Below are 21,259 nucleotides of genomic sequence, written 5' to 3'. Positions count from 1 at the left end.
GCTTTTTTAACAAGGACAAATACTTACTTCATGCTTGCAAAAACTTCTTTCGCTGCTTGCAGCGTAAATTCTATATCTTCATCAGAATGGGCAGCTGAAATAAAGCCAGCTTCAAATGCAGATGGTGCAAGGTTCACACCACGGTCTAACATGCCATGGAAGAACTTACGGAATGCATCGATATCACACTTTAACATCGAGTCGAAGCTAGTAATGTCTTCTTGATCGGTAAAGTACAAACCAAACATACCGCCTACTTGTTGCGTTTTAAAAGCAATACCCGCTTCATCAGCCGCGGCTTGTAAACCCACAAGCAGTTTTTCTAGTTGCGCTGTCAATTTTTCATAGAAACCATCTTGGCGCAGGTGTTTAAACATCTCAATCCCTGCACGCATTGCAAGTGGATTCCCCGACAGTGTTCCAGCTTGGTAAACTTTACCCAGTGGTGCAATACACTCCATCACTTCTCGTTTCCCACCAAAAGCACCAACGGGTAAGCCTGCACCAATAATTTTACCCAAGGTGGTTAAATCAGGAGTCACGCCATAGTGAGCTTGCGCACCACCCAATCCAACACGGAAACCAGTCATCACTTCATCAATGATAAAAACAGAACCATGTTCATCACATACATCACGAATCGCTTGTAAGAAGCCGTCGATTGGTTTGACTAGGTTCATGTTCCCTGCCACAGGTTCCACAATCACGCCCGCAATCTCTGAACCAAACTTAGCAAAGCACTCTTTCAAAGTAGCAATATCGTTATATGGAAGAGTAAGTGTGTGTTTGGCAAAGTCGGCAGGAACACCAGCTGAAGTCGCTTCACCTTCGCCGCTGGTTAACAAACCTGAACCTGCTTTTACTAGCAGTGAATCTGAGTGACCGTGGTAACAGCCTTCAAATTTTACAATCTTGTCACGACCTGTATAACCACGTGCAAGACGAATGGCTGTCATGGTTGCTTCAGTACCTGAGTTGGTCATACGAACCAGCTCAATTGACGGCATAATTTCGCAAATAATGTCAGCTAAAGTTGTTTCATGTACGGTAGGTGCACCGAAACTCAAACCATCCACTGCAGCATTTTGAACTGCTTTAATAATTTCAGGATGAGCATGACCTAAAATCATTGGTCCCCATGAGCCCACATAGTCTACATAGCGCTTACCATCCACATCGTACAAGTATGCACCTTGCGCCTTTTCAATAAAGACAGGCGTTCCGCCTACGCTATTAAATGCACGTACAGGTGAGTTCACACCACCCGGAATATGTTTGCTTGCTTGTTTAAACAATTGTTCTTGCTTTGGAGATAAGCTCATGAAGTTACTCAACTCAAAAAATAAAAAAACATCTAAAAACGCTTAAGCTTTAGATGCAAATAAATCAGCCCACTGTTCTATACGATCAGGAATCGCAGACATTGATAGCCCTAATATATCACTAATCACTGCGCAAAGGTCGGCACCAGCTTCGATCACTTCACCTGAATTTTCAACTGTTAAGCCACCAATCGCACAAATCGGCACATTCAATTTGGCTTTAGCTTCTTTTAAAGTCTCTAAGCCAATATTGCCAGCCTCTGGCTTGGTTTCAGTTGCGTAAATTGCACCAAAAGCGACGTAAGTTGCACCTTCAGCAATCGCCTTTTCAGCCAGCTCAATCGAGTTCAAACACGTACGACCAATCACCGCATCTTTTGGCAGGCGTGCGACAGCTTCGGCAACTTCGCCATCACCTTGCCCTAAATGCACACCAACGCCATATTTAACGGCCATTTCTAAGTCATCATTGATCACAAAAGGAACACGATACTCAGCGCACATCGCTTTCATATACTCAACTTCGTAAGCCTGTTCTTCTTTGGGTACTTTTTTACGGCGATACTGCAAAATGGCAACTTCACGTGTTGCCATTGCACCTTCTAATTTAGCCAAAAGTAGCTCTAAAGGATCATCATTTGTAATTAAATATAAACCGCGCATTTAACTCTACCTTTGGGTTATGTTGTTCTATTATAAAGCTAAAGGCGACTGATGCTTAAATGAGTTGGGAATGAAAATGCTTTGCTTTGTACAAAAATCCCGCGACTAAGCTCAGGCTATATAAAAATACCTATTTTCAGTGATAGTCGCCCCACCGCTTTCGCAGTTTAATGGATACAGAAAGCAACAAGAATAAAATAAAAATAACAACTTTATAACAAGAATAAGAGACACGCAGCGATCTGATACGGCTTTTTAGCTTTTTAAACCAGTGGTGTTTGAACAACATCATAAAAGCTAAAAAGCCGCATATTTTATTTAAAATCCACATAAAAAAAGCCTAGAGAAGGTCGCTCTAGGCTTGGAAAACTAAAAGCACTTTAAAGTTCAAAGCACTTATATATTATTTGGTGAAAATATAAACAACGATCTCATTATTAGAACATTAACTCATACTTTGCAACTGTTAATTTCAAGCTTTTCATAAAACTTTCATGATGAAGTCACAAAGTGCTTCACTAACTTGGAATTTTATCCAAAGCACGATCTTGTAAGCTTAAATTTCCACGTAAAACATCGGAAAACATGCGCCAGTCAGAAATAAAACTATACAAAGGCTGTTTAAAACTAGCTGGCTTATTTTTTTCAAAAACAAAATGACCTACCCACGCACAGGCATATCCAGAGACTAAGCCGTATATAAAATAACGCGGCTTGCGTTTAAGTATGGCTTTAGAGAAAAAGTACAGTCCAATTGAACTGCCCGCGACGTGTAGCCGACGACTCATGATGTTGCGGTGCTCTGTTAGATAAAAACGATAAAACTGGTGATAGTCCTTAATCGGCAATTGAAAATTAGGTTCAGCGTCATGTTCCTGTTTTGGTTCAACCTGAGCATTCATCTGTCATCATCCTGATGTTTTTCTATCAACATAACTGAAAATATGCAATCTGCAAAGTGCAATCGCCTCTGGGCGCGTGTCTACTAAAAACAGAATTGTTTTTGATCAATCTCATGCTGCAACTTTGTTTTATTGTGTCGTCAAGTCTTACATACTGTCTCTTTTTCGCTACAATCCAGTGGTCATTGGTGTGCCTTTAGCGCACATAAAAACAAACTACAGATCATGCATCTAAATACATAAAGGCTTGGCACTGACCTAGCCCCTCAAATTAGGAATTTTTCATGGTTGAAATTGAATTAAAATTTCAGATTAGCGAAGCACGACGTCCCGCCCTTCTTAAAGCTTTAGATCCTAAAAAATCTGAAACGATTCAACTTCAAGCCAAGTATTTTGACACGCCTGATCGCCTCTTGGCCCAACACGGCGCAGCTTTGCGTCAGCGTCTTGAAGGTATTAGCTGGATTCAAACACTCAAAGCCGCAGGTAAAAGTCATTTACACCGTTTTGAACATAATCATAATTTGGGTGAGTTAGAGTCATCTCCTGAACTGGACTTAAGCATTTATGAAGCTATTCCAGAGGCTCAGCAAATTTTAACCCAAGCTTTAGGAGTGGACGCGGCTGCGTTAAAGCTCACCTTTGAAACGGACATCCAACGCACCTATCGCGTCATTCAGTTTGAAGACGCTGAAATTGAAGTCTGTTTGGATGTTGGTATGGTTCGTGCATCTGGTCGAGAACAGACCATCCATGAGGTAGAGTTTGAACTCAAATCAGGCTCTGTTCAGTCGCTTTTGGCTTTTAGTTTTGAATGGGTGAAGAAGTATCAACTGTGGTTAGATGTCCGCAGCAAAGCCGAAATGGGTAATCTACTGGCACTTGAGCAAACAGTGAGTCCAGCACGTTTTGAAAAAGAGTTTGTCTTATCGAAAAAAGAAAGTGCGGCACATAACCTGAGTTTGTTGATTGGTCAGCAAATGCAACATTTACTGCCAAATATTGCTGCAATTTCAGCAGGTGTTGCTGAGCAAAGCCATATTGATCAGGCACAAACCGCTTTAGAGCACTTACAACTGACCTTAGCTTTGTTTAAGGACTGGAATAGCAATATTTCTGATAAATGGGCGATGCAACTTGCTGCATTTAAGCATCAGTTTGATCATTTACAACATTTGCAGCATATGCAAAGTACCCTAGGCGCTTTTCTTCAAAACCCAACCACTACTGAAAATCTTGCCAAAGACATTTTATATGCTCAAGAAAAGCTTGGAAATTTAGTTAAATCGACACAGAACGTACATCATTATCTTGAATTATTGACCTTTAGTTTAAGTTCACATGATCAGGTACAAAAGCAGGATTTAAAAACCTATGCACACAATACCCTGCAAAACCAATATCGACAGCTACAAGAAAGCTTAAATGCTGCAGATATTAGCCACTTTGAAAGCTTAGATGTATTGGCGCAGAAAATTAAGGAATTGAAGTTTAGTTTTCCTATTTTAACGTCAATTTATGATGTAAAAAATTTGCAGAAATACAGTAAAGCGTTGAATGATGCCCAACAAGCCGCACATGAATATCAAATCTTGGCGACTTCAGCTGCGTACATTCAACAAACGGAACTTGAAGCCAGTGATTGGTTTGTTTTGGGTTGGCTCACGGCGAAGCTTGAAGTTTATGCCGATAAACTTTTAGAAGCGACAGAACAGTTCTTAGTTAGCCGTAAATTCTTAAAATAACGCTCTGTATATGATAGCAGTCATGTTAAATACATGACTGCTATCATCCCCCACAAAGCCTGACAAGCCGCAAAACTGCGATAGAAGATCGTGATTGGTATCTCCAAACCACTAATTTATCTATGACAAAACGGCCTATTATCAGAACAATACAGGCTTTATATTCATTTTTATTCTTAAAAAGTAAGCCTATACATTCCTACTCAATGTAGATTTATTATCACTTCGATGTAACCATCTGTACTTATTAACTCTGCATATTTCTAACCACTATCTTCATTTTAAAGTGACATCTAGCACACTATTTCTGCTCTTTTAGCTTATACCTATTCAAAACTGGTCTTTTTTTACTCAATTTAGCATATAGTAAAACCTAGGTTGTCATGAGTCAGGGCTATGCAAGAGATTGAGTTTAAGTTTCAAGTTCCAGTTAAGAAGCGTAAGGCCTTGCAAAAAGCTTTTACACTACTCAAGGCTGAGCCGATTCATTTAGCAGCCCAATACTTTGATACAGCGGATCAAACACTTGCTAAGCATTGCATCGCGATTCGACGTCGGCAGGAAAATGATGAATGGAAACAAACCTTCAAAGCAGTAGATACCGCAAAAGCATTGGGTCGCTTTGAACTTGAATTTGATATAGAGCCACCTGAGACGACTACACTCGACTTAGATAACTATAAAAAAGATTATTCCGCTATCTACAAAAAATTAAAACGCGCTTTGGGGCTTCCACTTCCAACCCTTGAATTGCTCTTTGAAACCAAGATCCAACGTTTACGTGTTTTGCAGGATGTTGGAAGTAGTACAGTTGAAATTGCTCTCGATATTGGCAAAATTTTTAAAGAACAAAGCAGTGTAGATATTTTCGAAATCGAATTTGAATTAAAACAAGGATCGATAGAAGATCTGATCGCATTTATACAAGCTTGGATTCAAAAATACCAACTGAGTCTCGACACACATAGCAAGTCAGACTATGGCCTTCAGGCCGTTCGTCAGCAAAGTTACTTTCCTGCGCAGTATCAAACACCTCTTGTATTGAACAGAAGTTCAAGCGAAGTTGAGGCTCTACAAAGCATACTGGCCAATTGCCTACAGCACTTACTTCCCAATGCCAGTTCAATTGCTCGACAGCAGTACTCCAGTGAGCATATACACCAAGCCCGCGTGGCGATTCGCCGCTTGCGTAGTGCACTGAAAAGTTTTGCTGCATGGTCGGACGACATTCAACCACACTGGAAAGCGGAACTCACCACTATTTTTCAAGCCTTAGGTGGAACACGTGATATCGATGCGCTGAACGAGGATTTACTTCCTCAGCTAATTGAGGCAGGTTATCCATTAGACTATCTTCCACCAAGTACAGAGGCTATCACTGATGTCTGTGCTCTATTCCGACAACCAGAAACGACGCAACTTTGGCTTGAATTAATTTTATTTACAGAGCAAGAACTAGATTCGCCTTCAAAAACCAAACTGAAAAAACATGCGCTCAAAGTGATACAGTCTTTACACCATAAAATATGCGCACATGCCGAGCACTTTAGCCAGCTTGAAGATGAGGAAAAACACCGCGTTCGTAAACAAGTCAAACAACTGCGTTATAGCATTGAGTTTGTGGCGTCTTTACTCGATGCAAAAGCATTAAAAACCTATTTAAAAAAACTCAAAGCAGTTCAGGAAAGCCTAGGGCACTATAATGATTTGGTGGTTGCAGATGCCTTGTTTCAACAAGCCCCTGAACCAGAAGCCGCTTATAGTTTTGCCACAGGCTGGATCGCCGCGGAAAAAAATAGAATGCTAAAATTGGTTGAACAACAGCTGATGCTGTTCAGTCAAGCCCAAAAGCTGAAATAGTCTTTTAAATTAAAATATAGATCAGCAGCGAAAAGTTCTTCTATAGGTGAATTCCCTGTCTATACCTAAGTTAACGATACTTTCCGTACACTTTCCACGTATTGTTGTCTGCTAAGGGGTCGTTATAGCTATCACTGCGCTGTTTACGTGGTTTGTCTCGAGCATCGACCAATTCAAAGTGTGCTTCGGTACTTAACACGATACCATTTACATAAAATCGGGTACGGGTATATTCACTCTGCCCATGCTGAAACACATAGGTTCTGAGGTCAATAAATTCCCTATGCGCAACCAAGGCAGCGTTATCATCGCTGTCCAACCAAGCGCGCATAGCTTGGATTTGCTCTGGTTCAAACTGCCCACATTTTTCGATTAGGCTTGCAATGCCGCGAAAACTTTTAGATTCTTTAGCACGGGTTTTATTAATCCGAATACGATCGACATGAAAATAAAACAGCGGTAAGTTCAAATGGCTGGGTAAATGAATTGCATCCAACACCTCATCTTCCATAAAGGGTTGGAACAAGTCTTGCGCCCGCTCAATCAAACCCGTCCACTGACGGTAGTAGTCCTCGACCTCTGCTTTCGTCCCGTAATAGATCGGTAAGCCTTCTACATTGGCTAGATTTTGTGGCGGCCAAATATTTTGACGCAATAAGGCAATATCACTTTTTAAACTTTGTACCGCAATCGCATCTTGCATGGATATTCTCTATTTTATTGCTTAGGCTATTTTTAGATTAAGGCAAAGGTTTAGTTTCTGCAAGGCTTTGCCTATAATGCAGTCTGAGTTATTTATGTATTTTAGGACAAGTTCATGGTTCAGAAGATTGAAGCAACAGATGTAACCGAAGAAGAAGCGTTGAATGCTGCTTTTTTTGAACGTGCAGATGAATTTATTAAGCAAGCCAACGATTTTTGTCGCACTGAAAAAGGTTCACAAGTGAAACCTGCTGAAATACGTGGCCAAGTGAGTGCTGCGATGTTGTTTGGTACAGCCCGTTTTAACACGTGGGTGGCAGCCAACAACTTTAAAGATGGCGATGAAATGCGTGATGCCAAAGAACAAGTGATGTCTTATATTTTGCAGCAGTTTCAAATGATGCTTGAAGACAACTATGACGAATATTGTGAACAGTTTGAAAACTACCTTCGTTTCCGTCATAACGAAGAATTTCATGCCAACAAGCACGACCACAAACACGATCACTGATCAATCAAAGCCTGCCTTGCGCAGGCTTTTTTTATTTCGTCGTATTTGAAACGAAATACAATGTTGCAACACCTCAATTTACAGTAAGGTAATCGCTAAGGAATATGACTTAGGGAAGAACATGCAGCATTTGGACTTTGCACTCATCGATCCACACATCCATCAGTGGGACCCCTATAACACGCCACATGCAGCGGCTTTGGCAGTCAAATTATTGGGTAAGCATCCTAAGCTTTTGGACAAAATGGTTCGTTTGGTGAAACCTAAAGACCTGATTGAAACCATCGGTCTAACCCGTCATATTACACGTCCGTATTTGCCCCAAGACTATAAACGCGATACTGGCCCATACACAGTAGAACAAGTAGTGCATGTAGAAGCCAGTTGGCATCACAGCAAAGGCAAAGGTGTGGTTGAGGAAACTCAATTTATTGAGTCTTTAGCTTTTGGAGCCGATACGGTCAAATTGGGTGGCATTGTCGCAACAGCTGATCCACGTGATCGTAACTTTACAAAGATCCTAAAATTACACCATAAAGCTTCACCACACTTTCGTGGTATTCGTAAAATGGCGTCTTTTCATGAAGACAAACAAATCCATGCGTGGACAGATGAGCCACACTTATATCGCAATAAAAAATTTCTCAAAGGCTTCGAAGTGCTGTCCCAATACAACTTGAGTTTTGATGCTTGGGTTTATTCCACACAGCTTGAAGATGTGATTTATCTGGCCAAGCAGTTCCCTGAAACTTCCATTGTGCTAGACCATCTAGGTACACCCGCAGGTTTATTTGGTCCAATTGGTGCAAATACAGGGATGACACAAACAGCGCGGGAAAATATTTTCTTTCGTTGGAAAGACGACTTAGCTGAACTTGCAAGCTATCCAAATGTCTATACCAAAATGTCGGGGCTTTTCATGCCTGTATTAGGACATCGTTTTCATAAAGAAGGCCGACTGGCTTCCAAACAAGAAGTCTTTGACCTTGCACATCCCATGATTACACATGCTCTCGCCTGTTTTGGTACCTATCGGGTGATGTTTGCCTCTAACTTTCCCATGGATTCGGTGAGTACCTCATTGATCAATATTATTGATGCCTTTAGTGATGTCGTCGCAGCCTATGACCCTGATGCTTTAGAGCGCGTATTCCATCACAATGCCAAACAGTTTTATCGGCTTTAATTGAAAAAATAAGAAAACTAATTCCTAAAAGCTATAACAAAAAGAACCCCTCAATTTTGAGGGGGTTCTTTTTGGATGAAAACTGAAATCTTTACTTTTTCAGCGCTGGTTGCGCTTTGCCATATTGGTCAGCCATCACTTCAACCAACTGATCCAGCTTAATATACTTCTGAATCACCGCATCAACATCGGCTTTACTAATTTTGGCCAATGCTAAATCACGCTGTTCGCGATCCAGTAAAGTACGATTGCGCTTCATTTGAGGAATCAGCATGCGATGAATATTGCGACTATCTTCAAGTGCAGTCACACGTTTTTTCAAAATATCGGCCTTGGCAGCTTCTACTTCTTGTTCAGTAACGCCTTTTGCCAATAACTCATTCAACACTTTATAGACCGCTTGAGACACTTGAGCCGATTTGCCTGCGCTATAGTTTGCATCAATCGTTAGCGCTCCTGACTCCGTCCAGTCATCCAGCGAAATACTACTACCAAAACCATAGACCAAGGCATTCTTTTCACGTAACTCTTGTGCCAAACGAGAAGATAACTGCGACTCACCTAAGATGTGCTCGAGTACCTGTAAAGCAGGTGCATCTGGGTGGTATGTACCCACAGGGAACGTCATAATGCTCTGATAGCTACCAAACTCACGCTGCTCTGACAGTGCATGTACACGCTGCGCTTTATATGCAGTAAAGTCAGAAGTAATCCGCTGATAAGGCGCTGCCGAATTCCAGTTTGCAAAAGCCTGATTTAAAGTCTTTTTCATCTTTTTCGTATCAATCACGCCCGTTACCGAAATTTGTGCATGATTCATCGCAAAAAACTGCTGATACAGCTGTTTAACCTGAGCTTGTGTTGCGGCCTGATACTGCTTCTTGACATATTCAGGCTCGAAGTGATGTCGAATATCCCCAATTGGATAAGTTTCAAGTAAACGAGCAATGGTTAAAGCCGCTACAGTTTCGGGTTCTGTATACGGTCGGTCTAGACTTGCTAAGCTTTGTGACTTAATCAAATCAAACTGGCTTTGTTCAAAGGTTGGATTTTTAAGGACATCAATCACGAAGTTAAAAAATTCATCAAATTTTTCTTTCTTCGCCACGATTGAAATATTAATCCCATTGCCATTACTTGAGGCACTTGCTCCACCGCCCGCATCGATCGAATGATCTGCAATATCTTGCAAACTATATTGAGTTGAAGCTCTGAGCAGTAAATAAGAAGTTAGATCTAATAACTCTGCTTTATTAAACAAACTTTCTGCAGTACCAAAGTCAATCGAAATGGTGGCATAGGTCTTATCGTCACGCGTAGTACTTGGGTACAGCGCATATTGCATGCCATTTTTTAACTTGCCACGCTGAATTTGTTTTTCAGCACTTTCTAAATATTGCTTTGAACTTTTTACATATTCAGCCACTTCTGCCTTATACGCACTGACATCTTTCAATGGTTCTTCAGCAACAGCTTGTTGGTCTAAAGTTTTTGCTGGGATCGCTGCTACCGCTTGTTCAAGTGCTTTTTTCTGATCTTCTGGGGTTGGTAAAATTGTGCCTGAAATACGATGCTCGGGTACTAAAAAGTCATCTAAACGTTGGTTCACATCAGTAACGCTGAGCTGTTGTAACTGTTGCTGATCTTTAAAGTATTGTGTCCAATCACCATTGGCAGAAACCACGTAGTCACTGAGCATACCACCGACTGCCGTTGCGCTGCTGAACATGCTTTCTTGGGCATTTTTAATCATGCTCTTCACGCGGTTGAGCTCAACCTCATTGAAGCTTGGTGTTTTTTCTACACCAGTAACCAAAGCCGACTCGACTTTCTTTACATCATGGTTGGGGGCATAAACTGCGCCCATAAACACCATATTAAAATCTTGGTCTAACCATGTGGTCGACTGAACAGCTGTCGCCGTTCCCGTTTCTACAATGCTTTGGTACAAATGCCCACTGGGTTGCATGGTGTATAAATACGGTGACACCGCCAACGCGGTCTTAATGTTCTCGTTTTTACCATTCAGGTAGATATTATATTTGGCTAAGTTACTGCCCTTTTTCACCACAAACTGACGATCTTTAATCTTACTGGCATCTAAGACAGGCACTTTGACTTTCGCAGGCACAGCACGCGCTTTAATCGCACTAAACTTTTCATCTATCTGCTTCAGTACAGCAGCTTGGTCAAACTTGCCCGAAATGACAAACACCGCATTATTCGGTGCATACCAGTCACGATAAAACTTATTCAGCTCAGCCATTTTGATTGACTGTAACTCATTTAAATCACCAATCGGTAAACGCCCTAAATATTGATTACCATAAGCGGACTTCCACATCTGATCCATGAGCACTGAAAAAGGCTGATCCATACGGACTTCACGCTCGCGTTTTACAATCGCGATTTCAGATGGTACATATTTTTCTTGGAGCACCAAACCGTCCATACGCTCTGCTTCAAGATGAATTAGCTCATTAATTGCATTTTGTTCAGGACGAACCACATTAATATATTTGGTTGAATAATAGTCCGTGCTGGCATTATTCATTAAACCGTATTGATCTAAACGGCGTTGAAACTCATCCCCTGGAACATTTTTAGTCCCCTTGAACGCTAAGTGTTCCAATAGGTGCGCTAAACCGCCCTTACCTTTTGGGTCGTTCAATGAACCAGTCAAATAGACCATATTCATATACACTTTATTTTCTTTATCGTTTGGCGCAAGAATAATACGTAAACCGTTATCTAATTTATATTCTTCAATTTTCTGTTCCGATTTTACCAATACGGGTTGTGCCCATACTGTGCCCCCAAAGCCAAGTAGCAATACCGACAAACTCAATGTTTTAAAACGCATTAACATTATTTTTCCAAATAATTCGACAAAATATGAATGATTCTCAACATCATAGAGGAAAGTGAATTTTTTTTTATAGTAATTTGGTGAAAAATAGCATTTTAATCAATGCTTATTTTTCACCAGTAGTTTTAATTTAAGAGAATTACAACTTAATCTAAGTAAAGTTCAGCTGTCATATATAACTTGGCATAGCCAGAAATTTGGATTCGCGTTTCAGACTGAATATCACAGTACAGTAATCCACCACGGCTCGATGCCTGATAGGCAATCAATGAGGTTTTACCCAACTTCTCCGCCCACAAGGGTGCAAGACCTGTATGCATGGAGCCTGTCACAGGGTCTTCATTGATGCCTTTATGCGGTGCGAAATAACGCGCGATATAATCATAGTCTTGAGACGTTGAAGTCAGGGTAACATCCAAGTTTTCAGCAGTAATAGCAGTACTGACTTTATGCTTTTCTGCCAGTTGACGAATTTTATCTAAGTTCGGTTTGGCATCCTTAACGGCCTGCTCAGACTCACACACTAAAATATAAGCCTGTGGGTTTAAATAGACTTCTTTAATTTCACAATCGACCAATTCATGAATTTCCGCAGGATAGTCTTCTAACTTTTGCGGTGCACGAATTGGAAAATTCATATGAATCTTGCCATCAACATCTTGATCAATGATAAAAACACCCAAGTCTTTTACATGAAACTGGATACGTTTGGCATCGGTATAATCCCGAAACAGGACGAAACTACTGGCTAAAGTCGCGTGCCCACAAAAGTCCACTTCAACCTGAGGGGTGAACCAACGAATTTCATAGTTTTCAGCATCAATGACTTTCACAAAAGCCGTTTCTGCCAAATTATTTTCCAAGGCAATATTCTGCATCAAATCTACTGCTAACCATTCATCACGTACAATCACAGCGGCAGGATTACCTTTGAATAATTCAGTTGTAAAGGCATCGACTTGATACATTTTCATCGTTTTTCTCCTAAATTGAAGCTTTATTTTGCAAAAAACTGCGCAAAAAAATAGATACAGTTTTTAGTCATTTATGGATACACGCCCAATAAAAAGAAGCCTAATCATTAAGATAGGCTTCTTTTCAGTTCATAAGCTATATATTTCTCAGCTTAGACTTCTTTTAAGTCCACATTATCTTGCTCAAAAATACGCTTATCGGTTTGACCTAAGACTTGGCTGGTCACAACACCTGCTGTCATAGAACCATTCACATTCAAAGCTGTACGCCCCATATCAATTAAAGGTTCAATTGAAATAAGCAGTGCAACCAAAGTCACAGGCAAGCCCAGCATCGGCAGGACAATCAGTGCTGCAAATGTTGCTCCACCACCTACACCTGCCACCCCAATCGAGCTCAAGGTCACGACACAAACCAAAGTCAAAATCCAAAGCGGATCGAGTGGATTAATGCCCACTGTCGGTGCAACCATAACAGCCAACATCGCAGGATACAGCCCTGCACAGCCGTTTTGCCCAATGGTCGTACCAAATGATGCTGAAAAGCTGGCAATTGACTCAGGTACGCCCAGACGTCGTGTTTGCGCTTCAATATTTAAAGGAATACTGGCAGCACTTGAACGGCTGGTAAATGCAAAGGTCAGCACAGGCCAAACCTTTTTAAAGAACTGAATTGGGTTCATACCTGTGAGCGCCAAAATCACGGCGTGCACGATAAACATAATCGCCAAGCCGATATAAGACGCAACCAAGAAGCCACCTAAGTTTAAGATGTCCGCCATTTTAGAGTTGGCCACAATATTGGTCATGAGTGCGAACACACCATAAGGAGTGAGCATCATAATTAGACGCACCAACTTCATGACCCACGCTTGCAAGATGTCAATTGCAGACAACAGCTTTTGTCCTTTATCAGCATCCGCTTTCATTAGGTTCAAACCTGCAATGCCTAAAAACACTGCAAAAATGACTACACTGATAATTGAGGTTGGATGTGCCCCTGTCAGCTCGGCAAAAGGATTGCTCGGAATAAATGACAGAAATAAATCAGGCACTTGCAAGTCAGCCACTTGCCCGACATAGTCAGTTTGAATCCTATTTAAACGTTCAGTTTCTTGTGTACCTTGCACTAAACCTGCCGCAGTTAAGCCGAACAGATTGGTCACCACCACACCGACAAATGCAGCAATCGCGGTAGTAAATAACAAAGTCCCAATACTGATAAAACTAATTTTACCCAATGAACCCGCATCGTGCAGCTTAATCACAGCGCCTAAAATGGAAACAAATACCAAAGGCATCACCACCATTTGTAGTAGTTTGACATAGCCTTTACCGACCAAATTAAACCACTGTACCGACTCTTGCAGTACAGGCGAATTCGTACCATAAAACCCATGTAAAGCGAGACCAAAAACAATACCGAGACAGAGACCTGCCAGTACTTTCTTCGCTAAACTCCAATCGGTTTTACGGGTTTGGCCCAGTAAAAAAAGCAATGCAATAAAAATGATGACATTGACGATTAAGGGGATATTCATATTGTTTCCCTAAATGATGCTGTCATAATTATAAATCAAAATTTAAACGGGCTTACTGTTTTGCGCCATATTCCACGCTGAATGTACAAATTTAGACTGAATTGGCAGTTTTAGAATGTGGTATAAAGCATTTAAACGGCTGTTAAAGTGTTCTTTTACATGAATCAATCTCTGCTTAATCCTCACATTCTGCCCGTCCCTTTAGAAAAAGCATATCGGCTACTCAACCACGGCCCAACCGTGCTGGTTTCCAGTCAAGATGATGAAAGCACCGATGTCATGGCCGCGGCTTGGGCATGCGCCCTAGAGTTTAGCCCAGCCAAAGTGACGGTCGTACTCGATAAATCGACAAAAACCCGCAGTATTATTGAAAAATCGGGTTTGTTTGCGCTGCAAGTCCCTACACTTAAACAGCTGAAAATGGTCTACGCACTGGGCATGATCAGTCAATATGATGCTCCTGAAAAGTTACGTCAGTGTGGGGTCGAACTTTTTCAGTTTGGTCACAGCCCAATTCCAGTGGTTGAAGGCTGTAGCGCTTGGATTCTGTGTGAACTCATTCCTGAACCGCATAATCAGCAGCAGCATGACTTGTTTATTGGCAAAGTCATTGCTGCTTATGCCGATGATCGGGTTTTTAGAGATGGGCATTGGTACTACCATGAAGCCGCAGATGAATGGAAAAGCATCCATCATGTTGCAGGCGGACACTTTTATACCATTGGTGATGCAGTGGATATCAATCAACTCAAAGATACTGATTAAATTGACTTCGCGTTTACTCCGCTCGACTAAAGGTGGACATCACCCGATTGTTTTATTGTAAATTTCATCTTATAGTTCAAGTGTGTTTTTTAAACAAATAGTCAAATTATGATGAACAGGACGTTCTCAAGCACAGTACAACTTAGTCTCTTTCTCTGCCTGAGTATGTGCTTGGGAATTGGCCTCTTACGTTTTTCTTATACCGCTCTACTGCCGTCCACTCGCGAAGCCTATGAATGGTCACACAACTTCGCCAGCCTACTCGGTAGCGCCAATCTGCTGGGCTATCTGATCGGCGCATTTTGGGCGATGAAGTTGCCACAAAATGCAAAAATGCCGATCTATATCATTTTTGCTGCGCTCTTTGGTTCAATCAGTCTGTTTGCCTGTGCATTTTCGCATTTTAATGAAGTCTGGTATTTAGTGTGGCGCATCATTTCAGGTATCGGCGGTGGTTTGCTGATGATTCTATCGCCCAGTATTGTGGCGCAGTGCAGTGAGTTACAGCACCGTTTTAAAATTAATCTCATTGGATTTAGCGGAATAGGAATTGGTGTATTGGCAGCCACGCTGTTTATGCCGTATTTAGACCGTATTGCAATCAGTAGTGCATGGTTCATTCTCTGTGGCTTTTCATTTGTCATTACATGGTTATTATGGACACTGGTTCGTCCTTTCCAAAAGCAACTGCACAGTATTCCTACGAGCCAGCCCCAGACTCATACAGTGAATAAAATTTACTATAGCTTACTCATTGTGTATGCCTGTAGCGCTTTTGCGTATATTCCCCATTCTTTGTTTTGGATTGATTATTTAAGCCATGTTTTAACGCTAAATTTATATTGGATCAATTTTAACTGGATTTTATATGGCCTAGGCAGTGCTCTAGGTGCTGCAACAGCTTATGCTTTAGCACGTAAATTTGGCAACTTTCTGGCTTTAAAGATTTTATACAGTGTCTATATTGCGGCAGTTTTTATGGCGGTTCTGAGTTTTTCGCCTGTATTTACGCTCATGTCCTCATTTCTCACAGGCCTACTGAACCCTGCGGTAGTCTTTCTCACCTCCTACACCATCTTACAACTCTACGGCTTGGCCTATAAAAAACTGTGGAGTATGGCGACACTCAGCTTTGCAACTGTACAGCTGGTCGGTGGCTTAAGTTTTAGTACCTTGCAGCATTTGGGTTGGTCATATCACTTTCAGTTTATGCTTGCTGCGGGAGTCCTCGGTTTAGGAACATTGCAACTATTTTACTTTACCCGTACGACATCCACCTCCAATCCAAGAACTAAAAAAGAGGCCTTTTAATCCTTCACATAGAAGGAAATCGAAAAAGAATTGTAGGTTCCGTTATAAAGGGCCGTCCATGTTAAATACCTGTGATATTTTTAACTTACCTCTAAATAATACAAATGTACTGTGTAAGTATAAGAAAAGAACCCAATTGATGTGCCTTCTATAACCAATACAATTCATGCATTCGAACTTTTACAGCTGTAGACTAAAGCTCGGTTATTTCAATGCATTTAAAGTTAAATACGGATAAGGATTCACAGCTCCTTTTCCAGTCCTATAAATTCCATAGTGCAAATGTGGTGGCGTATTCTTGGCATTGCCAGTGTTCCCGACATAACCCAATACCTCTCCTACTTCAACCCAATCACCCGTTTGAATATTAGGCGCATAAGCATCTAAATGTGCATAGTAGTGACGGCTTAAGTTTGGCCCCATTACCCATACTACTTGTCCACCTAGACTATTAATGCCTACATCCAAGACAATGCCTGATGTGGCGCTTAAGACAGGTGTTCCGCGTTTAGCGAAGATATCAATACCTTGATGTTTTCGTCCCTGACCACGTGCTGCCCCCCAAGTATCTTGTATCTGCTTATGGCTTACACCTTGTACAGGCACATTTAAGTTTTTCTCTAAAGGTGTCTTATATAACTGCCAATATAAATATGGATAACTCAAACCTGCTGCTTCACCCGAAGCGGGTGGCTGACATCCACTCATCAGCAGACTTGTACTTAAAATAGCTCCACTCAGAACTAAACGAGACATGATTCAACTACTCAGCTAATTTTTAGATATTAAAATAAGATAAAGTTACCTTTTCATACTAAATGCCTCATATATTGAAAGATATCTTATATATGTAACAGCAAAGCCCTCATATAAAATGAGGGCTTTGCTTCAAATAAACCACGTAAAACTACTTACGCTTCTTCAGTTTTTTCTCTAAGGTTTTCAGCTTAGACTGATGCTTAGAGATCTTTTTTAAACGTGCTTTGATCTTCTGTTTTAATGTTTTCACAACATTATTCGACATAGGGTCCTCCTTTGATTCAACTCCCTTTGATCGATTCTTCCTTGAAATGCCTTTAACATTCGTTCATGAAATAGCAATACGCCTAGCGTTGTTGCTGATCTGGGTTCGGTTGGTTTTGATTCGGCTGTTTTTGCTGGCCTTGATTTGGTTTGGGTTGTTGTTGCTGGTCTGGTTGTTCTTGCGGTTGATTTGGTTGTTGTTGACGTTGCTGCTGATTGTTCTGCTGTTGATTTTGTTGATTAGCCATGAGACTACTCCTTTATCATCTGCCGTAACATTCGACAAAGACCACCATACATCACTCAGCTAAAAACCCAAGCTATAAGCTGTATCAAAGTACTTCATTGTAATTACATGTATAAATTGTGGTTAATAATCAACTCTCCTTTTTATTTAACCTTACCTATACTCACTGAAAGCACGAATCCTTTAACCTAGTTTTACATTGCAAACCTATTTCCACAGCTATTTTCAAGCCAACAAAAGAAAACCCGCAGTATGTGCGGGTTTCTACAGATTCAGCTTAAAGCTTATTCCATATTCGCAATAATAGCCTCACCAAACTCCGAACAACGCAATAAGGTCGCATTCGGCATTAATCGCTCAAAATCATAAGTGACTGTTTTCGCCTCAATTGCCCCTGAAATGCCTTTAATAATCAAATCTGCCGCCTCTACCCAGCCCATATCCCGTAGCATCATTTCAGCAGAAAGAATAATGGAGCCTGGATTGACTTTATCTTGACCGGCATATTTTGGCGCTGTTCCGTGCGTGGCTTCATAAACAGAAATCGCCCCACCAATATTCGCACCCGGCGCAATACCAATCCCTCCAACTTCTGCAGCCAGTGCATCAGAAATATAGTCACCATTCAGGTTTAAAGTCGCAATCACTGAATAGTCCGCAGGACGCATTAAAATCTGCTGCAAGAATGCATCGGCAATCACATCTTTAATGATGATGTCTTTACCATTTTTTGGATTTTTAATTTTTACCCATGGCCCGCCATCAATGAGCTCACCACCGAAACGGTCCATCGCAAGTTCATAACCCCACTCTTTAAACGCTCCTTCGGTATATTTCATGATGTTGCCTTTGTGAACCAAGGTCACACTCGGCTTATCATTATCAATGGCAAATTGAATGGCTTTACGCACAAGACGCTGCGTTCCCTCTTTCGATACAGGCTTAATCCCGATACCACAGTTATCTTCAAAGCGGATTTTAGTCACGCCCATTTCTTCTTTGAGAAACTTAATCACTTTCTTCGCTTCAGGAGAGTCGGCTTTCCACTCGATTCCGGCATAAATATCTTCTGAGTTCTCACGGAAAATAACCATATCCGTCAGTTCAGGATGCTGAACAGGTGATGGTACCCCTTCAAACCAACGTACAGGACGTACACAGACGTACAAATCTAATTCTTGGCGTAGCGCCACGTTTAAAGAACGAATACCCCCACCCACGGGTGTAGTTAAAGGGCCTTTAATTGAAACCACAAACTCGCGTAGCGCATCAAAAGTTTCTTCTGGCATATAAGAGCCATAAATTTTATTGGCTTTTTCACCACAATAGACTTCCATCCACTCAATCGAGCGTTTACCACCATATGCTTTTTGTACTGCAGCATCTACTACAGTTTTCATGGCTGGTGTAATGTCGACACCAATACCATCGCCTTCAATAAAAGGAATAATCGGTTGATTTGGAACATTTAATGATAAATCTGCGTTTACGGTAATTTTACTACCATCCGCAGGAACGATGATCTTCTGATAACCCATTTTGCAGGTGCTCCCTTTTATTATAATTGGCAAATTAAAAAAATAATTGCCGATAGACAATACTTTCCACTCTTCTTATCGCATAATAGCTTAATCGAATTCCGCTGTTTTTAAGATTTATACGAGAAATAACTACATTTCTCTATTAAATAAATCTTGATATTTCTTATTTTATGTAATTACAGAAGTTATTGACTATGAAAATCGTCATCCTGAATAAGCCCTATGACGTCCTCTCCCAGTTCCGTAAAGATGAAGCACATATGACGATGTCTGACTTTGTCAGCGACTCTACTTTGCGCTTGGCTGGTCGTTTGGATATGGACTCTGAAGGCTTGGTATTTTTAACCGACCATGGTGGTTTGAACCAATACATCACCAACCCTGCCAATAAAAAATTTAAAACATATTTGGTTCAGGTCGATGGTGATGTCACTGAGGAAGCCCTTGAGCAGTTGCGTAAAGGTGTAGAATTAAAAGATGGTATGACTTTACCTGCTAAAGCATCTAAAGTTGAACAACCTGAGTGGTTATGGGAGCGTGATCCTCCTGTACGTTTCCGTGCGTCTGTGCCGACTTCTTGGGTCGAAATTTCAATTTGTGAAGGCCGTAACCGTCAAGTACGTCGCATGACTGCTGCTGTAGGTTTTCCTACTTTACGTTTAATCCGTACTAAAATTGGTGCAATTGATTTGGTTCAAATGGGTTTACAGCCAGGCGAAACCAAAGAAATCGAGCCACTTTTATACCCTGACTTTCAGAACATTCCTGCGGAAGAACCTTACCGTTCACGCTCTTATGTGAAAAAACCGGGTGGTACAGGTGGTAAGCCTATGGTTCGTAAGAACAAAGATGGCTCTGTGAAAAAGTCTGGTACGAAGCGTATTTGGCAAATGGATGATAGTGAGAAACCAAAGCGTAAAACCAATGGTACTACTCGTCCAAATACGAAAGCACCACGTGGTCGTGGACGTAATAATGGTCGTTAAAAATTAAGTATTTTAAAGCCCACGAAAGTGGGCTTTTTATTATAAATTTATTTCTTTATATAGCTCATCAATTTGTGTCAAAGTCCAATACCGCTTATTTGTGGCTTTGTTGCACAAACCTATCTGTAAAGGGTTTTTCAGCGATATAATTTTCAAATGAAGAAGCCTACACACAAAATCTACCGCACAACCAATTGGCCCGCATATAACCGAGCACTCATGAGTCGCGGAAATATTGCCATTTGGTTTGATCCTGCTACGCAATGGTATGCGCCATCAAAAGGCAAACAAGGGCGAAATCAAACCTACTCCGACGCAGCCATCCAATGCTGCTTAATGATTAAATCCTTATTCCGTCTGTCTTTACGTATGGTCACTGGCTTTGTGCAAAGTCTGATTAAACTTTGCGGATTAAATTGGATAGCTCCAGATTACACCACGCTTTGTAGAAGACAAAAGCATATTGATATTGTAATCAGCTACCAAAAAAGTAGCGATGGGCTGCATCTACTCATGGACTCTACAGGCATGAAGTTTCTAGGTGAGGGCGAATGGAAACGCAAGAAACATGGATCTGAATATCGTCGCCAATGGCGTAAACTTCATATTGGTATAGATGCTAAAACCCTACAAATACGAGCAGTTCAGCTTACAACCAATAATGTCAGTGATTCACAGGTGCTTGGTGATTTACTTAATCAGATTCCACAAGATGAGCAGATTAACTGTGTTTATACCGATGGAGCTTATGACACCAAGCAATGCCGTCAGGTCATTGCAGATCGGCAAGCGCATGCGGTGATTCCACCTAGAAAAAATGCGAAACAATGGAAAGATACAAAGAGTAGCTCGCTAGAGCGAAATGAATTACTTCGAACAATTAAACGTTTAGGCAGGACACTATGGAAAAAATGGTCAGGCTATCATCGGCGAAGTTTGGTTGAAACTAAGATGCATTGCATCAAATTATTAGGAGATAAACTCAGTGCAAGGAGTTTTGATAGCCAAGTGAATGAAATCCATGCACGTGTAGCAGTCCTTAACAGATTTACGAAATTAGGTCGACCACTTACCCAAGTTACGCCTTAAATTTAGCTCAATTAGGGGCGCT

Annotated in this window: 18 protein-coding genes; 8 read left to right on the top strand and 10 right to left on the bottom strand. The window is 41.1% G+C overall.

Annotated elements, in window-relative coordinates; translation table 11 throughout:
* Window positions 1–23: 23 nt before the first annotated feature.
* The 3 genes from hemL to MN200_RS07045 form a co-directional block, all read right to left on the bottom strand.
* Window positions 24–1,322, bottom strand: a complete 1,299-nt coding sequence (gene hemL / locus MN200_RS07055; RefSeq protein WP_078424990.1) for a glutamate-1-semialdehyde 2,1-aminomutase — start codon at window positions 1,320–1,322, stop codon at window positions 24–26.
* A gap of 42 nt (window positions 1,323–1,364) precedes the next feature.
* A complete protein-coding gene (thiE, locus tag MN200_RS07050; RefSeq protein WP_176537530.1) occupies window positions 1,365–1,985 on the bottom strand; it encodes a thiamine phosphate synthase in 621 nt (206 codons plus the stop codon).
* Window positions 1,986–2,503: 518 nt separating this feature from the next.
* The gene (locus tag MN200_RS07045; protein WP_005401111.1) at window positions 2,504–2,887 is read right to left on the bottom strand and encodes a DUF962 domain-containing protein; all 384 of its coding nucleotides are present in this window, start codon (window positions 2,885–2,887) and stop codon (window positions 2,504–2,506) included.
* A 284-nt stretch (window positions 2,888–3,171) separates the two neighbouring features.
* On the opposite strand from MN200_RS07045, the gene MN200_RS07040 reads away from it, so the two are divergent.
* Window positions 3,172–4,632, top strand: a complete 1,461-nt coding sequence (locus tag MN200_RS07040; protein WP_242760428.1) for a CYTH domain-containing protein — start codon at window positions 3,172–3,174, stop codon at window positions 4,630–4,632.
* A 396-nt stretch (window positions 4,633–5,028) separates the two neighbouring features.
* Window positions 5,029–6,492 (top strand): CHAD domain-containing protein, encoded by a 1,464-nt coding sequence (locus MN200_RS07035; protein ID WP_242760427.1) that lies wholly within the window; start codon window positions 5,029–5,031, stop codon window positions 6,490–6,492.
* Window positions 6,493–6,562: 70 nt separating this feature from the next.
* On the opposite strand, the gene MN200_RS07030 is transcribed toward MN200_RS07035, so the two are convergent.
* On the bottom strand, window positions 6,563–7,195 hold the full coding sequence (locus MN200_RS07030; RefSeq protein WP_159127438.1) for a hypothetical protein: 633 nt from the start codon (window positions 7,193–7,195) through the stop codon (window positions 6,563–6,565).
* A gap of 114 nt (window positions 7,196–7,309) precedes the next feature.
* On the opposite strand from MN200_RS07030, the gene MN200_RS07025 reads away from it, so the two are divergent.
* Window positions 7,310–7,705 carry a DUF3144 domain-containing protein gene (locus tag MN200_RS07025; protein ID WP_004696747.1) on the top strand — a complete coding sequence of 132 codons (396 nt, stop codon included), beginning with the start codon at window positions 7,310–7,312 and terminating at the stop codon, window positions 7,703–7,705.
* Between the two features lie 121 nt (window positions 7,706–7,826).
* Window positions 7,827–8,891 carry an amidohydrolase family protein gene (locus MN200_RS07020; protein WP_205666776.1) on the top strand — a complete coding sequence of 355 codons (1,065 nt, stop codon included), beginning with the start codon at window positions 7,827–7,829 and terminating at the stop codon, window positions 8,889–8,891.
* Between the two features lie 91 nt (window positions 8,892–8,982).
* Here the strand turns inward: MN200_RS07020 and MN200_RS07015 are convergent, their stop codons facing one another.
* The 3 genes from MN200_RS07015 to MN200_RS07005 form a co-directional block, all read right to left on the bottom strand.
* Window positions 8,983–11,760, bottom strand: a complete 2,778-nt coding sequence (locus MN200_RS07015; protein ID WP_205666777.1) for a pitrilysin family protein — start codon at window positions 11,758–11,760, stop codon at window positions 8,983–8,985.
* Window positions 11,761–11,906: 146 nt separating this feature from the next.
* Complete coding sequence (locus tag MN200_RS07010) at window positions 11,907–12,734, bottom strand: PhzF family phenazine biosynthesis protein (protein WP_148827080.1); 828 nt, start codon at window positions 12,732–12,734, stop codon at window positions 11,907–11,909.
* 152 nt (window positions 12,735–12,886) lie between these two features.
* Window positions 12,887–14,275 carry an L-cystine transporter gene (locus MN200_RS07005; protein WP_242760426.1) on the bottom strand — a complete coding sequence of 463 codons (1,389 nt, stop codon included), beginning with the start codon at window positions 14,273–14,275 and terminating at the stop codon, window positions 12,887–12,889.
* Between the two features lie 159 nt (window positions 14,276–14,434).
* Between MN200_RS07005 and MN200_RS07000 the strand changes: the two genes are divergently transcribed.
* Window positions 14,435–15,040, top strand: a complete 606-nt coding sequence (locus MN200_RS07000; protein WP_005401102.1) for a flavin reductase family protein — start codon at window positions 14,435–14,437, stop codon at window positions 15,038–15,040.
* 108 nt (window positions 15,041–15,148) lie between these two features.
* Window positions 15,149–16,351, top strand: a complete 1,203-nt coding sequence (locus MN200_RS06995; protein WP_242760425.1) for a YbfB/YjiJ family MFS transporter — start codon at window positions 15,149–15,151, stop codon at window positions 16,349–16,351.
* Window positions 16,352–16,555: 204 nt separating this feature from the next.
* Here the strand turns inward: MN200_RS06995 and MN200_RS06990 are convergent, their stop codons facing one another.
* The 3 genes from MN200_RS06990 to icd all read right to left on the bottom strand — a co-directional run bounded on the left by MN200_RS06990 (window position 16,556) and on the right by icd (window position 19,159).
* Window positions 16,556–17,107 (bottom strand): M23 family metallopeptidase, encoded by a 552-nt coding sequence (locus MN200_RS06990; protein ID WP_242760424.1) that lies wholly within the window; start codon window positions 17,105–17,107, stop codon window positions 16,556–16,558.
* 350 nt (window positions 17,108–17,457) lie between these two features.
* Entirely contained in the window at window positions 17,458–17,622 is a 165-nt protein-coding gene (locus MN200_RS06985) for a hypothetical protein (RefSeq protein WP_184119154.1), read from the bottom strand.
* A gap of 283 nt (window positions 17,623–17,905) precedes the next feature.
* Window positions 17,906–19,159 (bottom strand): NADP-dependent isocitrate dehydrogenase, encoded by a 1,254-nt coding sequence (gene icd / locus MN200_RS06980; protein WP_005401098.1) that lies wholly within the window; start codon window positions 19,157–19,159, stop codon window positions 17,906–17,908.
* Window positions 19,160–19,356: 197 nt separating this feature from the next.
* Here icd and MN200_RS06975 point away from each other — a divergent pair, with 197 nt between their 5' ends.
* Window positions 19,357–20,148 (top strand): pseudouridine synthase, encoded by a 792-nt coding sequence (locus MN200_RS06975; RefSeq protein ID WP_058869763.1) that lies wholly within the window; start codon window positions 19,357–19,359, stop codon window positions 20,146–20,148.
* Window positions 20,149–20,304: 156 nt separating this feature from the next.
* Window positions 20,305–21,237 (top strand): IS5 family transposase, encoded by a 933-nt coding sequence (locus MN200_RS06970; RefSeq protein ID WP_242760423.1) that lies wholly within the window; start codon window positions 20,305–20,307, stop codon window positions 21,235–21,237.
* Window positions 21,238–21,259: the final 22 nt, after the last annotated feature.

This window comes from Acinetobacter sp. LUNF3, assembly GCF_022699605.1.
In the GTDB taxonomy this organism is placed as follows: Bacteria; Pseudomonadota; Gammaproteobacteria; order Pseudomonadales; family Moraxellaceae; genus Acinetobacter; species Acinetobacter johnsonii.
Note: the sequence above shows the minus strand (reverse complement) of the source record. Positions and strands in the feature narration are given on the sequence as shown.

Coding starts and splice junctions, on each gene's coding strand:
- MN200_RS06975 (WP_058869763.1), top strand. CDS start 19,357: ATGAAAATCGTCATCCTGAATAAGCCCTATGACGTCCTCTCCCAGTTC.
- MN200_RS07005 (WP_242760426.1), bottom strand. CDS start 14,275: ATGAATATCCCCTTAATCGTCAATGTCATCATTTTTATTGCATTGCTT.
- MN200_RS06985 (WP_184119154.1), bottom strand. CDS start 17,622: ATGGCTAATCAACAAAATCAACAGCAGAACAATCAGCAGCAACGTCAA.
- MN200_RS07035 (WP_242760427.1), top strand. CDS start 5,029: ATGCAAGAGATTGAGTTTAAGTTTCAAGTTCCAGTTAAGAAGCGTAAG.
- MN200_RS06995 (WP_242760425.1), top strand. CDS start 15,149: ATGATGAACAGGACGTTCTCAAGCACAGTACAACTTAGTCTCTTTCTC.
- MN200_RS06970 (WP_242760423.1), top strand. CDS start 20,305: ATGAAGAAGCCTACACACAAAATCTACCGCACAACCAATTGGCCCGCA.
- hemL (WP_078424990.1), bottom strand. CDS start 1,322: ATGAGCTTATCTCCAAAGCAAGAACAATTGTTTAAACAAGCAAGCAAA.
- MN200_RS07045 (WP_005401111.1), bottom strand. CDS start 2,887: ATGAATGCTCAGGTTGAACCAAAACAGGAACATGACGCTGAACCTAAT.
- icd (WP_005401098.1), bottom strand. CDS start 19,159: ATGGGTTATCAGAAGATCATCGTTCCTGCGGATGGTAGTAAAATTACC.
- MN200_RS07025 (WP_004696747.1), top strand. CDS start 7,310: ATGGTTCAGAAGATTGAAGCAACAGATGTAACCGAAGAAGAAGCGTTG.
- MN200_RS06990 (WP_242760424.1), bottom strand. CDS start 17,107: ATGTCTCGTTTAGTTCTGAGTGGAGCTATTTTAAGTACAAGTCTGCTG.
- MN200_RS07020 (WP_205666776.1), top strand. CDS start 7,827: ATGCAGCATTTGGACTTTGCACTCATCGATCCACACATCCATCAGTGG.
- MN200_RS07000 (WP_005401102.1), top strand. CDS start 14,435: ATGAATCAATCTCTGCTTAATCCTCACATTCTGCCCGTCCCTTTAGAA.
- MN200_RS07030 (WP_159127438.1), bottom strand. CDS start 7,195: ATGCAAGATGCGATTGCGGTACAAAGTTTAAAAAGTGATATTGCCTTA.
- MN200_RS07040 (WP_242760428.1), top strand. CDS start 3,172: ATGGTTGAAATTGAATTAAAATTTCAGATTAGCGAAGCACGACGTCCC.
- MN200_RS07015 (WP_205666777.1), bottom strand. CDS start 11,760: ATGTTAATGCGTTTTAAAACATTGAGTTTGTCGGTATTGCTACTTGGC.
- thiE (WP_176537530.1), bottom strand. CDS start 1,985: ATGCGCGGTTTATATTTAATTACAAATGATGATCCTTTAGAGCTACTT.
- MN200_RS07010 (WP_148827080.1), bottom strand. CDS start 12,734: ATGAAAATGTATCAAGTCGATGCCTTTACAACTGAATTATTCAAAGGT.